Source organism: Amycolatopsis thailandensis (assembly GCF_042723255.1).
Taxonomy (GTDB): Bacteria; Actinomycetota; Actinomycetes; order Mycobacteriales; family Pseudonocardiaceae; genus Amycolatopsis; species Amycolatopsis thailandensis.
Map to the genome: position 1 here is coordinate 1 of NZ_JBHXJK010000189.1, position 13,036 is coordinate 13,036.

The 13,036-nt window shown below is 69.8% G+C and carries 11 protein-coding genes; 2 read left to right on the top strand and 9 right to left on the bottom strand.

Annotated features, from left to right (window positions below; genetic code table 11):
* Positions 1 to 55: 55 nt before the first annotated feature.
* From ACFWMR_RS39615 to ACFWMR_RS39625, 3 genes are all read right to left on the bottom strand, one after another.
* Positions 56 to 757: an LPXTG cell wall anchor domain-containing protein gene (locus ACFWMR_RS39615; RefSeq protein ID WP_093936656.1), complete on the bottom strand. Its 702-nt coding sequence runs from the start codon at positions 755 to 757 to the stop codon at positions 56 to 58.
* Positions 758 to 981: 224 nt separating this feature from the next.
* On the bottom strand, positions 982 to 2,502 hold the full coding sequence (locus ACFWMR_RS39620) for an amino acid permease (protein WP_093936655.1): 1,521 nt from the start codon (positions 2,500 to 2,502) through the stop codon (positions 982 to 984).
* Between the two features lie 289 nt (positions 2,503 to 2,791).
* Positions 2,792 to 3,709, bottom strand: coding sequence for a cation diffusion facilitator family transporter (locus ACFWMR_RS39625; RefSeq protein WP_378382112.1), 918 nt, complete (start codon positions 3,707 to 3,709; stop codon positions 2,792 to 2,794).
* A 143-nt stretch (positions 3,710 to 3,852) separates the two neighbouring features.
* Between ACFWMR_RS39625 and ACFWMR_RS39630 the strand changes: the two genes are divergently transcribed.
* A complete protein-coding gene (locus ACFWMR_RS39630; RefSeq protein ID WP_378382113.1) occupies positions 3,853 to 6,876 on the top strand; it encodes an AfsR/SARP family transcriptional regulator in 3,024 nt (1,007 codons plus the stop codon).
* 41 nt (positions 6,877 to 6,917) lie between these two features.
* Here ACFWMR_RS39630 and ACFWMR_RS39635 read toward each other — a convergent pair whose 3' ends face one another.
* The 6 genes from ACFWMR_RS39635 to ACFWMR_RS39660 form a co-directional block, all read right to left on the bottom strand.
* Positions 6,918 to 7,427 carry a hypothetical protein gene (locus ACFWMR_RS39635; protein ID WP_378382114.1) on the bottom strand — a complete coding sequence of 170 codons (510 nt, stop codon included), beginning with the start codon at positions 7,425 to 7,427 and terminating at the stop codon, positions 6,918 to 6,920.
* Positions 7,428 to 7,616: 189 nt separating this feature from the next.
* Positions 7,617 to 8,879 (bottom strand): mannose-6-phosphate isomerase, class I, encoded by a 1,263-nt coding sequence (gene manA, locus ACFWMR_RS39640; RefSeq protein ID WP_378382116.1) that lies wholly within the window; start codon positions 8,877 to 8,879, stop codon positions 7,617 to 7,619.
* 70 nt (positions 8,880 to 8,949) lie between these two features.
* Positions 8,950 to 10,041: a hypothetical protein gene (locus ACFWMR_RS39645; protein WP_378276979.1), complete on the bottom strand. Its 1,092-nt coding sequence runs from the start codon at positions 10,039 to 10,041 to the stop codon at positions 8,950 to 8,952.
* The gene (locus ACFWMR_RS39650) at positions 10,025 to 10,246 is read right to left on the bottom strand and encodes a Trm112 family protein (RefSeq protein WP_093936649.1); all 222 of its coding nucleotides are present in this window, start codon (positions 10,244 to 10,246) and stop codon (positions 10,025 to 10,027) included. The genes ACFWMR_RS39645 and ACFWMR_RS39650 overlap by 17 nt, the downstream gene beginning before the upstream one ends.
* 52 nt (positions 10,247 to 10,298) lie before the next feature.
* On the bottom strand, positions 10,299 to 11,654 hold the full coding sequence (locus tag ACFWMR_RS39655; RefSeq protein ID WP_378382115.1) for a phosphomannomutase/phosphoglucomutase: 1,356 nt from the start codon (positions 11,652 to 11,654) through the stop codon (positions 10,299 to 10,301).
* A 71-nt stretch (positions 11,655 to 11,725) separates the two neighbouring features.
* Positions 11,726 to 12,079: a DUF3499 domain-containing protein gene (locus ACFWMR_RS39660; protein WP_073848429.1), complete on the bottom strand. Its 354-nt coding sequence runs from the start codon at positions 12,077 to 12,079 to the stop codon at positions 11,726 to 11,728.
* A 116-nt stretch (positions 12,080 to 12,195) separates the two neighbouring features.
* Here ACFWMR_RS39660 and ACFWMR_RS39665 point away from each other — a divergent pair, with 116 nt between their 5' ends.
* Positions 12,196 to 12,627 (top strand): metallopeptidase family protein, encoded by a 432-nt coding sequence (locus ACFWMR_RS39665; protein WP_005150818.1) that lies wholly within the window; start codon positions 12,196 to 12,198, stop codon positions 12,625 to 12,627.
* Positions 12,628 to 13,036: the final 409 nt, after the last annotated feature.

Consider the following 13,036-nt stretch of genomic DNA (forward strand, 5'->3'; position numbering starts at 1 on the left):
CCCCTTCCTTGCGCCTGGCGCAAGGAAGGGGGCCTTCATGTACTTGGAACTAGCTTCAGTCGGTCTTGCCGCGGCGCACGCGCAGCAGGACCAGGACCCCGGCACCGGCCAGGACCAGCAGGCCACCGGCCCACAGCAGCCAGGCGTTGTCGAAACCGGTGTCCGCGAGGCCGCCACCGTTGCCGCCGTTACCGCCGACGTTCGGGGCGGGGACGGCGGTGCTCGACGGAGCGGAGGTCTCCGACGGCTTGTCCGTGGTGGTCGGAGCGGTCGTCGGCGGCTTGGCCGTCGTGGTCTTCGTCGGCTCGGACGGCTTCGGCTGCTCGGTCGGCTTGGTCTTCTCGCCGCACGCGAACCACTTGTCGATGTTCGCCTTGCTGCCGTCGCGGTTGAACGGCGCGCGCAGCTCGGTCCACGGCGGGGTGTCGGAGAGCTTGCGCTTGCCCGGCTCGTAGACGTTGTAGCCGTCGTCGCCACCGAGGACGACGATCGCGGTCACCTTGACACCCTCGGCGAGGCCGGTGATGTTGAGCCGCTTCTCACCGGGGCCGCCGGTGAACTTGAAGTCCGAGTCGGACAGAGCCGAGCCGCCGGCCTTGACCTGCTCGCACTTGCTGACCTTGCCGGGGATCGGCTTGGCGTGTTCGTCGTCGGAGTGGCAGGCCAGCGCCGAGCCGGCGGTACCGAGCAGGGCGGCGGTCGCCAGCGCGACGATGGTGACGGCTGAACGGACGCGCCGTCCGGACATGATCTGCATTCAGAGCTCTCCTGTACCGATCGGGGGACAAACGAGCGAAGCGTGGTTACCTCTTTCGCGGGATGAAGGTCGACTCGCGGTGTTCTCCACGAGTCCCGTTCACCCGTCAGGGTGAGGCAAGAGCCCGGACGCTATCGCACACCGATTTCACACCGAAACCGGGGCCCCCGAACAAAGCGGCCCACCATCCACAGAGGAATGGTGGGCCGCCGAAACGAGAATGATCAGTCCGATACGGACTCCGCGTTCTCTTCCTTGTTCTTCTTGCCGAGCAGCGAATGGCGGCGGCTGTAGACGAAGTAGATGAGCACGCCCAGCACCATCCACGCGATGAACCGCAACCAGGTCAGCACGGTCAGGTTCAGCATCAGCCACAGGCAGGCGAGGATCGCCAGGATCGGGATCAGCGGCACCCACGGCACCCGGAACGCACGTGGCAGATCCGGTCGCGTCTTGCGCAGCACCATCACGCCCGCGGAAACGAGGATGAAGGCGAACAGCGTGCCGACGTTGACCATTTCCTCCAGTTTGTCCGCCGGGAAGAACGTCGCGGCGACGGCGACCAGTCCACCGACGACGATGGTCGCCCGCTTCGGCGTCCCGTTCGCGCCGGTCTTCGCCAGGCTGCGCGGCATGAGACCGTCACGCGACATCGCGAAGATGATCCGGATCTGGCCGAGCATCAGCACCATGACGACGGTCGTCAGACCGGCGAGCGCGCCGACGGAGATGATGTTGGCCGCCCAGTCGACACCGTTGACCGCGAACGCGGACGCGAGCGTCTTCTTGCCGCCGTCACCGGCCGAAGTGGCGAGATCCTTGTAGTTCACCATGCCGACGACCACGAGCGACACGGCGACGTAGAGCACCGTGACGATGGCCAGCGAGCCGAAGATGCCGCGGGGCACGGCCTTCTGCGGGTTGCGGGTCTCTTCCGCGGTGGTCGCGACGATGTCGAAACCGATGAACGCGAAGAACACCAGCGACGCCGCGGCCAGCAGGCCGAAGACGCCGAACGAGCTGCTGCTGCTGCCCGCGAACACCGAGAACAGCGACTGGTCCACCCCGGTGGCCGACGAGTCGCCGCCGGTCTGGGCGTCCGGGATGAACGGGCTGTAGTTGGAGCCCTTGATGTAGAAGATGCCGAGCACGATCACGAACAGCACCACCGCGACCTTGATCCCGGTGATCACCATCGAGAACCGTGAGGACAGCTTCGTGCCGAGAGCGAGCAACGTCGCCAGCACCAGCACCACGATCAGGGCGCCCCAGTCGACCGGGAGACCGCCGATCTCGAACGTCGTCTTCGTGCCCTTGCCGAAAATGTAGGAAAGCACGGTTTCGAGGTAGGCCGACCAGCCCTTCGACACCGCGGCCGCGCCGACCGCGAGCTCCAGGATCAGGTCCCAGCCGATGATCCACGCCATGAACTCGCCGAACGTGGCGTAAGAAAACGTGTACGCGCTCCCGGCCACCGGGACGGTGGACGCGAATTCCGCGTAACAGAGCGCCGCCAGCGCGCAGGCGATGGCCGCGAAGACGAAGGAAAGCGACACCGACGGCCCCGCGTAATCGCCTGCCGTGCGCGCCGTGAGCGTGAAGATTCCGGCGCCGATGACGACGGCGACGCCGAAGACGGTCAGGTCCCACGCGCTCAGGTTCCGCCTGAGCCTGGTCCCCGGTTCGTCGGTGTCCGCGATGGACTGCTCGATGGATTTCGTACGCCACAGACCGTTTCCGGGCACCCTTGACCTCCTACACCTGACTGCGGTTCATCGGACCTTATCGCCCGGTCGTGACGGCAGCGCGGTGGGAGAGCAACGAAGTACCCGGAGGTCGCGCCGGTAATCGGCGGAGTACGGACAGTTGCGCCGGACGGCGGTCGCGAGGGCTTGAGTGTCTCTACCCGTGACGTCGAACGTCCGGAATCCTCCCCTGCCCCGATGTCATGAAAGGGTCGTTCAGGACGAAAAACGTCCTGAACGACCCTTTCATGACACTCGAAAGCTCCCGGGACCGGCAGAGCCCGCAGGCTCAGCGCGCCAGCGACCGGTCCAGGTCCGGCTCCAGGTAGATCAGCTTCGCCGTAGGCACCTTCGCCCGCACACGCGCTTCGGCGTCGTCGATGGCCTGTGCGACCTCGCCGGTCTCCAGCCCCGGCACCAGCGCGAGCTTCGCGGCCACCAGCATCTCGTCCGGGCCGATGTACAGCGTCCGGATGTGGATGACCCGCTCGACCTTGCCCGCGGCGAGTTCGTCGACGATCGTGTCGAGGTCGGTCTCGGAGGCGCCTTCGCCGATCAGCAGGCTCTTCATCTCGATGATCAGGATGATCGCGATGATGCCGAGCAGCACGCCGATCATGACGGTGCCGATGCCGTCCCACACCGGCTCGCCGGTGACGACCGAAAGCCCGACGCCCGCGAGCGCGAACACCAGGCCGAGCAGCGCGCCCGCGTCCTCCAGCAGCACCACCGGCAGTTCGGGGGTCTTGGCCTGGCGGATGAACGCCCACCAGCCCGCGTCGCCCTTGATCTTCTTCGACTCCTGGATCGCGGTGTAGAAGGAGTACGACTCCAGTCCGATCGCGACCACGAGGATGCCGACAGCCACCAGCGGCGAGGTCAGCGGCTCGGGCTCGCCGATCTTGTGGATGCCCTCGTACAGCGCGAACACCGAGCCGAGGCTGAAGAGCATCAGCGCGACGATGAACGAGTAGAAGTACCGGTCCCGCCCGAAGCCGAACGGGTGCGCGCGGGTCGCCTTGCGCTGCGAGGTCTTCTGACCGAGCAGCAGGAGCCCCTGGTTCGAGGTGTCCGCCAGCGAGTGCACCGACTCGGCGAGCATCGAAGACGACCCCGTGATGAGGAAGCCGGTGAATTTCGCGGCCGCGATTCCGGCGTTCGCCACGAGCGCGGCGATGATCGCCTTGGTTCCGCCACCTGCAGACACGTGCAACTCCCCAAATGGTGTCCCGATATGCCGGGTTCGAAGGCTAGCAGTGCAGATGAGCCGGTACGCGCTGGGCGGGACAGGTCACAGAATTGTCGGCTCCCCTCGCTAGGGTCGCCCCTCTCAGGACCTGGGAGGTGCCCGTGCCGCGATTCGGCGTGCTCGGACCGTTGACGATCGAGAGCCCGCCCGGGCGGCGCACGGCGCCGCGCGGCGATCATCAGCGTGCCCTGCTGGCCGTCCTGCTGCTGAACGCGAACTCGCCCGTCCCGGTCGGCGCCCTGGTCGAGACGCTCTGGCCGGGCACTCCGCCGAAGTCGTACTCCTCGAATCTGCACACCTACATATCGCGCCTGCGGGCGCGGTTCGAGGGGCTGGAGATCGAGCGGGATCCGCAGGGGTACCGGCTGGTCGTCGAACCCGGCGACCTCGATCTGCTGTCCTTCCGCGAGGCCGCCGCGGCGGGGAAGGCCGCGGCGAGGGCGGGCGATCCGGCGGCGGCCGCCGCGCACTATCGCCGGGCACTGGCGGAATGGCGCGGGCCGGTCCTGTCCGGGCTGCACCTCCCCCGGCTCGACGCGGACGTCGCCCGGCTCGAATCGGAACGTCTCGCCGCGTTCGAAGACTGCGTCGACGCCGAACTGTCCGACGGCAGGCACGGCGAGCTCACCGGCGAACTCCAGGCGATGATCACCGAACATCCACTGCGCGAGCGGCTGGCCGCGCAGCTGATGATCGCCCTGCACCGCGCCGGGCGGCAGGCCGATTCACTGGCCGTCCACCGCGAGCTGCGCACCACGCTCGTCGAGGAACTCGGCGTGGAGCCCGGCGCCGAAGTCCGCCGCGTGCACGCCGCCGTGCTGCGCGGCGAGGATCCGGTGCCGCCCGTCAAGACGGCGCAGGTCTTCCCGATCTGCCAGCTGCCGCCGGACATCGCGGATCTCGCGGGCCGCGAAGGCGAGATCGCGAAGCTGTCCGGGCTGCTCGGCGCCGGTACGGGTGTCCCGGTCGCGGTGATCACCGGCGAACCCGGCGCGGGCAAGTCCACCCTCGCGGTCAGCACCGCGCACCGGCTCCGCCGGTCCTTCCCGGACGGACAGCTGTTCGTCCCGCTGGCGGGCGCCTCCGACCCCCGCGACCTCGCCGACGTCCTCGGCGACCTGTTGCGCGCGCTGGGTGTCACCGGCCCCGCCATCCCGGACGACGTCGAGGCCAGGGCGGCGGCGTACCGCGGCCGTCTCGCCGATCGGCGGGTTTTGGTGGTGCTCGACGACGCCGCCGGCCCCGAGCAGGTCCGCGCGTTGCTGCCGGGAACGCCGGGCAGCGCCGTCCTGGTCACCAGCAGGCGGCGGCTTTCCGGGCTCGCCGGGGCGGATCGCCTCCACCTCGCGCCGCTGTCCGGCGCCGAGGCGATGACCCTGCTGGAGCGCCTGGCCGGGCAGGGCCGGGTGGGTGCCGAACGCGCGGACGCGGAGCGGATCGCCAAGGCCTGCGGCAATCTCCCGCTGGCGTTGCGGATCGCCGGCAGCAGGCTCGCCATGCGGCCGGGCCTGCCGCTCGGGAAACTCGCCGGGAAGCTGGAGGACGAGGTCTCGCGCCTCGACGAACTCCAGGTCAGCGATCTCCAGGTCCGCGGCAGCATCGCGTTGAGCTACGAGGCGCTGAGCCCGTCCGCGCGGCGCGCGTTCCGGTTGATCGGCCGCTGCCGCACCCTCGACCTTCCCGCGTGGGCGGTGTCGACCCTCGTCAACGACAGCGCCGACAGCGCCGAAGAAGAAGCGGACGAGGCCATCGACGAACTCGTCGAGGCCAGCCTGCTCGAAGCCACCGGTCCCGACCCGACCGGTGAGCAGCGGTTCCGGATGCACGATCTCGTGCGCGTGTTCGCCACGGAGCTCGGGCGAGAGCTGGAATCCCGCGCCGAGCGGGTCGCCTCCGTCACGAAGTTGTCGGACGCGGCGCTGTGCCTCGCCGACACGGCGGCCCGCCGCCTGCCGAGAACGGTGCCGATGCCGTTGTCGGATCAGGATCTGCCCGCCCAGCCGCTGTCCGGCGAACTGGTCGAGCGGCTGCTGCGCGATCCCGGCGCCTGGTTCTCCGTCGAGCGGGCGAACCTGGTCTCCGCCGTCTCGTCGATGTGCGCGGTCGGCTGGCTGCGGAAAGCGTTGCGGGTACTGGAAAGACTGAGCGCGTATCTGTATCTGCACAGCCATTACACCGACATGCGGACGGCGTACGAGACCTTGCGCGAGGCCGCCCTCAAGGCGGGTGACAGGCACATCGCGGTCGTCGCCGAGGCGAACCTGACGGTGTTGCTGCACGTTCGCGGCGAGTACGAACGCGCCGTGGAGGGGTACCGCGAATGCTCGAAGGAGCTGGCGGAACTGGGTGACGTTTCCGCGCGGGCGTGGGTCGAGACGAATCTGGCGCGCTGCCTCGTCGGCCTCGGCAGGGCCGGGGAATCCCTGCACGCCGCGACACAAGCCCGCGAACTGTCCATTGTGGAGGAAACCGGGCCGGGAGCGTACGCGCTGCACGCGGAGTCCGCGGCGCTGCACCGGCTCGGCAAGGTCGCCGAGGCGCTGGAGATCGACAGCCGGAGCCTGGCGCACGCTCGCGAAAACGGCGACGAACGCCAGCTCGGCGTTGCCCTGCAAGGACTTTCGTGGTCGCTGATGCTCGACGGCCGCGAGGAGGAGGCACTGGAGACGATCGAGGAATCGGTGCGGGTGCTGCGCCGGACGACGGCGAAATCGGCGCTGGCGAAGTCGTTGCGCACCCAGGGCGCGATCCTCGCCGGCGCCGGGCGGCGCGCCGATGCGGTGCAGGCCTACGAGAACGCGCGACTGCTGGCCGACGCGCTCGAAGAACGGCCGCGAGAGCTTTCCTGCACCCGGGCGATCGCGGCGAGCTGGATCGGCGACGGCCGGGCCGACAGCGCGATTCCCGTGCTGCGCCGCTGTCTCGACGAATTCCGCGCCATGGGCGGGAAACCCGCGACAAGCCTCACCCTGCACGTGCTGCGCAGGGCGTACGAGGCCGTCGGGGAAACAGAAGCGGCCGAGGCGGCGGGTGAAGAGGCGAAGCGATTGGAAGTCCCCCACGACGCCAACGCTTCGACCCTCGTCCGGTTGCTGTTGTCGCTCACCGAACCCGCCCCGGCCTGACCGGGTGGTGCCCGACCCCTCAGACGAGCACCACCCGGAAGTCACAGTCCCGCGAGCCGCGGCTCGCGGCGGAGGGCGGAGAACCAGGCCAGCGCGATCACCAGCACCCCGTTGGCGGCGGCGTCCCACACCGGCGGCGTGGCGGGTTCGAGCCGGGCGACCGCGAACACGTTGATCAGCCCGGCGACGGTCAGCATCACGCGGATGGGCTGGGTGCCGCTCACGACCAGCGCGGCGGTGAGCAGCACCTGAGCGCCGAGCGTGATCAGCACGACCAGCGGAAGGTTGAGCCTGTTCTCCGCGTCGACGGCGAGGTCCTGCAGGCCGGAACCCGCGGCTTTGACGGACTCGATCGCGTCACCGGCGAGACTCGCCAACGCCGGAGCCGAGCCGGCCAGGTCCTGGCTGTCCGGCAGCGGGAGCACCAGATCGACGACCGGGACGAGCGCGGTCACGACGGCGATTCCGAGCGCGGCGAGCAGGGCGGCGGGGCGCACGGTGACCGGCACCCGGTAGGCGCGCCCGCTCACCGCGTCGGGATGGGAAGTCACTGCTGCTGCTCTCCTCGGCCATCGTCATCCGGGAGAAGCCGACGACAATCGCCGGGTCACCCGTAAGGATGATGGTCGCGGAACCCGCCACACGGAACGCACACACTTCGACCAAGGCCACGCGTTTCGTCCTCTGAACGCGGTCCTTGCGCGTGCAAGTACCGCATCCAGAGGACTGAACGTGAGAGATCAGCAGGTGCCGGCGGTCGCCCGGAAGACCTGGGTGCGTTCGCCGGAGAGCGGCCGCACGCGGACGGCGGGGTCGGCGGCCGGGAGCCACACCGACTGGCCCCGGCGGAGTTCGACCTGTTCGCCGTCGTCGGCCGTCACCAGCAGGCCACCGGCCGTGCACAGCAGGATCTGCGGGCCGACGTCGTGGACGGCGATCTCGCCGTCGTCCCCGGCCTCCCACTCGATCCGCGACAGCTCGAACTCCGGAGCGTCGGTGCGGTACACCGACAGGCGCCGGTCCGAGGCACTCTTTCCCGCCGAGGGCCCGTCAGCACTGCCGCGCTCCCCGCTCTGCACCGGCATCTCACCGCAGGCGAAGTCGACGACGCGCAGCAGCTCCGGCACGTCGACGTGCTTGGGGGTGAGCCCGCAGCGCAGGATGTTGTCCGAGTTCGCCAGGATCTCGACGGCGGTACCGTGCAGGTACAGGTGCAGGTTGCCGGCGGGCAGGTAGATCGCCTCGCCCGCGCTGAGGGTGAGCCGGTTGAGGAGCAACGCCGCGAGCACACCCGCGTCCCGCGGATGCGACTCGCCGAGTTCCAGGATGGTCCGGCATTCGACGCTGAACTCGCCGCGTTCCTGGACGTGCTTCACGCACGAATCGAGGACTTCGGGCAGCAGTTCGTCGAGCGCGGCCTGTGGCAGGGTGATCCAGGTGGTGAACAGCGCGCGCAGCCCGGCCGGATCCGGCTGGGCTTCCAGCAGCACCGCGTACTTCGCCAGCCCGGGCGTCTCGATCGCCTTCAGCAGCGCGATCGTGCGTTCCGGGTCGCGGAAGCCCGCCAGCGCGTGGAATTCCGTCAGCGCGCAGACGAGTTCCGGCTTCGCCGTCGGATCCGGGTAGTTGCGGTTCGACGCGTCGCGCGGGATCCTCGCCGACTCCTCACGCTTGTACCCCTCCGCCGCCTGCGCGGCCGAAGGGTGCGCCTGCATCGAAAGCGGCTCTTCGGCCGCGAGGATCTTCAGCAGGAACGGCAGCCTGCCGCCCCAGCGTCCGGCGCAGCTCTTGCCGAGCTGGCCGACCGGATCGGCTTCGACGAGCTCCAGCAGGCTCCGCTCGGTGCCGTCGGGGCCGATGACGTGGGACGGGTCGCCGGGGTGGGCGCCCATCCACAGTTCCGCTTCCGGGTGTGGCGCCGGCACCGGACGCCCCAGCAGCTCGGGGATCGTCGTTCTGGACCCCCACGCGTAGGGCCGCACGGCATTGCGCAGCAGCTCCACTGTCACCTCAACTCCTCGCCGGGCACGGGTTGTTTGTGCCGGCCCTCATTTCTTACGTCGCACGCGGGGCTCACGCCGTTGCAGGCGTGTACCTCCCGGCGCCGCCGATGCTGCCGACGGCCAATCCGAGATAGACCGCGGCCAGCTCGAAACGCAACGCGAGAACGGCCGCACGCACGATCTCGTCCGTTTCGATCTCTTCGGCCGGGGCGATCACGTCCGCACCGGGCAGCAGGTCTTCCGCCTGATAGCGGGCCGCCTCCGTGGCCGGCCCGGTCCGAACCGAGAGGAGCAACACCCTCGGCGTCGAGCCGACCCCCTCCTCCGGGTCCGCGAAGATATCGCGTTCCACGCCCCCGGACAACGCCGCCCGCCGCAAGGCGGGCCTGGCCAGCGCCTGGCGGTAGTCCTCCACGTCACAGACGACGGCCGCGTGGGCGGCGAACGCGTGGGCCGCGTGCTCGCCGACGGCGACCGCGACCGGGTCGAGCCCCCACAGCAACGGCTGACGCTCGGCCAGCTTCAGCGCCAGCGCCTTGGCGGGGTTCGCGAACGACTCCCTGGCCAGGTAGTCCTTTTCGGCTTCCGCGTCGAGCTGGTCGGCGAGCTGCTCCAGATCGGCCACGAGCAGGCCGAGCGCGTTCGCGGTGAGCAGGGCCGCGGCGAGGCCGCGCGGGAAGGCCATCTCCGGCGGGACCGGCAGCCTCGGCGCGAGCAGCAATCCCTTGCCCGCGACGGCTGCGGCGACCGGACCTTCGGCGGGCGCGGACAGCACGACAGTCGCCCCGAACCGGGCTGCGCGCTCCAGGGAGGCGGCCAGCTCACGGTCACCGGCGTCGTCGGTGTGCGCGAAAACGACGTCGAGCGCGCCGATCCAGCTCGGCACGACCTCGGCGACGACCACCGGCACCGGGCACGACGGGGTCAGGAGCGCGGCGACCAGGCGGGTCAGCGTCCGGCTGACGCCGGGCCTGTCGATCAGTACGAGCGAGCGCGGGCGCCCGACGTCCAGGCGATCGCTCAGCTCGAGTTCGGCCGCGGCTTCGGCGGTCGCCCGGACCTGGGCGCCCGCCATCGCGGCGGCACGGAGCAGCCCCGCGGTGTCGGCCTCGGCCAACCGCGCGGGATCGTCGAGCAGGGAATCGTCAGGGACCGTCGGCATGGGCGCCATCCGGGGTCGTCGGCTCGGTGGCTTCGTCCAGCAACAGTACCGGGATTCCATCACGGACCGGATACACACGACCGCATTCCGTGCAGGTCAGCGCGTCGGCCTCCGGATCGGCCGCCGTCCCCGTCCGCAGCGGTGCGTGGTCGGGGGACGGGCAGGCCAGGATCTCCAGCAACTGTGCGTCAAGCGTGACGGCCATGGTTACTCCCTACCTGTGGGATGTCTCTATGTGTGTTTTCACGCCACATTCGTTACCCACGGACTATCGCCAGTACGTCTTCGGTCAAAGCCCGGACTGCCTCGGCGTCGGCGGCCTCGACGTTCAGGCGGAGCAGCGGCTCGGTGTTGGACGGGCGCAGGTTGAACCAGCCGCCGCCGGGGAGCTGCACGGTGAGGCCGTCGAGTTCGTCGATCTCGACGCCGTCACGCGCGGAGAAGGTGTCCTTGACCGCGAGCATGCGGGCGACCTGGTCGTCCACGGTGGAGTTGATCTCGCCGGAGGCCGCGTAGCGCGAGTACTCGGCCGTCAGCTCCGAAAGCGGGCCTGTCTGCTCGCCGAGGGCGGCGAGGACGTGCAGCGCGGCCAGCATGCCGGTGTCGGCGCGCCAGAAGTCGCGGAAGTAGTAGTGCGCGGAGTGCTCGCCGCCGAAGATCGCGCCGGTCTTGGCCATCTCGGCCTTGATGAACGAGTGCCCGACCCGGGTGCGCACCGGCTTGCCACCGTGCTCGGCGACGATCTCCGGGACGCCCTTCGACGTGATCAGGTTGTGGATGATGGTGCCGCCCGGCTCCTTCTCCAGCTCCCGGATCGCGACCAGCGCGGTGATGGCGCTCGGCGACACCGGCTCGCCGCGCTCGTCGACGACGAAGCAGCGGTCCGCGTCGCCGTCGAAGGCGAGGCCCGCGTCGGCGCCTTCCTCGCGCACCTTCGCCTGGAGGTCGACGATGTTCTTCGGGTCGAGCGGGTTGGCCTCGTGGTTCGGGAAGTTGCCGTCGAGCTCGAAGTACATCGGCACGACGTCGATGGGCAGGCCCGCGAAGACTGTCGGGACGGTGTAGCCGCCCATGCCGTTGCCGGCGTCGACGACGACCTTCAGCGGACGGCTGCCCGAGAGGTCGACGAGCTTGCGCAGGTACGCCGCGTAGTCCGCGAGGACGTCCTTTTCGGTCACCGAACCGCGCTGGCCGGCGAAGGTGGGCACGCCCTGCTCGACGGTGTCGCGGATCTCCGCGAGACCGGAGTCCTGGCCGACCGGGGCCGCGCCCGAACGGCACAGCTTGATGCCGTTGTACTTCGCCGGGTTGTGGCTGGCGGTGAACATGGCGCCCGGCAGGTTCAGCGACCCGGACGCGAAGTACAGCTGGTCGGTGCTGGCGAGGCCGATCGTCACGACGTCGAGCCCCTGCGAGGTCACGCCGTCGGCGAACGCGGTGGCCAGCTCGGGTGAGGAGTCGCGCATGTCGTGGCCGATCACGACGGAGTCGGACTCCGGCTTGATCAGCAGGGCGAACGCCGAGCCGAGGTCGCGTACGAGGGCCGCGTCCAGCTGCTCACCGACAACGCCGCGAATGTCGTAGGCCTTCACGATGCCCGAAAGGTCTGGCACGCCTGCTCCCCGCCGATAGTCTCGTTCAACGCCCTCTGGCGCGCTCGAAAGCCTACCGGCGAGCCCTTGTGTCAGGCGCGGCCGGGCAGCACGCGCAGATGGCCGCGCCTGCCTGACGGTCCCTCGGGTTCGGGCTCCGGCGCGGGCTTGTCCGAGCGGCCCGCCTCACGCACGGCCTCGGCCAGCGCGGTCAGCTCGTCGGCGGAGGGGTCGGGCGCGGCGAAGGCGCCCTCGTGGCGGACGACTTCCCAGCCCTTGGGCACGGTGAGCCGCAGGGCGTGGGCCTCGCAGAGGTCATAGGAGTGCGGCTCGCTCGCGGTGGCCAGTGGGCCCACCACGGCCGTCGAATCACTGTAGGCATACGTGAGCGTGGCGACAGCGGGTTCGAGACAACCCGTTCGCGAACACTTTCGTACGCTCCGCACGATCGAGAACGATAGCGCGTCGCGGGCCCGGCGTACCGGCGACACGCGCTTTGAATCGCCGAGCGCGTACCCTTCGGTTCGTGGCGACGGCTCGTGATTCCCGACAGCGACGGCGGATGCGCCGGGACCGGCACGGCCGGGGCCTGCGCGGAGCGCTGTATCCGTCGACCCTTCCCGCCGCCGCTAGCAGGGCGGAAAGGTTCGACGCGCTGGTTTTGGACGCGCTCGAACCGATCGAAGCGCGGTGGCGGCACGAGCTGACGAAGCTCGACGTCGCCGTCGACGACGTTCCCGAAGTTCGCTCGGATGGCGCACCGGCCGGAGTGGACGGCGTGTTGCACGACGGGGCCGTCCCGCTCTCGCGGCTCGTGCCCGCCGGCGTCGACCGCGCCGGCCTGCCGACGCGAGCCCGCATCGTCCTCTACCGCCGCCCCCTCGAAGCGCGCGCGAAGGACCCCGGCGAACTCGCGGAACTCGTCCACGACGTCCTCGTGGAACAGGTGGCGGGCTACCTCGGCGTCGAACCCGACGTCATCGAAGGCGACTGACCCCCTCCACCCACTTCTCCCCCAACCCAGCCCCCGCCCTTCCCGGGGGGCGTCCCCAGCCCAGTTTATCGCGAGGGACCGATGGGACCTGCGGAAACGGTGCTGAAGCCCCAAGTTGTCCACAAGGGGATCAGCCTGTGGACAACTCTCAGCCCGGGTGCTCAGGGCGTGAGGCGGGTGCCCCCCAATGTGGCATTGGGGTCGTTGAGCGTCCCCAATGCCACATTGGGGACATCGGGCATCGCGGGGGGGGGACCCGCGGGGGCATCGGGCATCCGAGGGGGGCAGGGCGGCAGGAGCGCGGGCGCTCGCTCAGGTGAGGGCCGGGCAACCACGCGTGAGGTTCCCAATGTCGCATTTTGGTAGGTGAGCGACCCACAAGCGACAAATGGAAAACCCCGGCACCAGG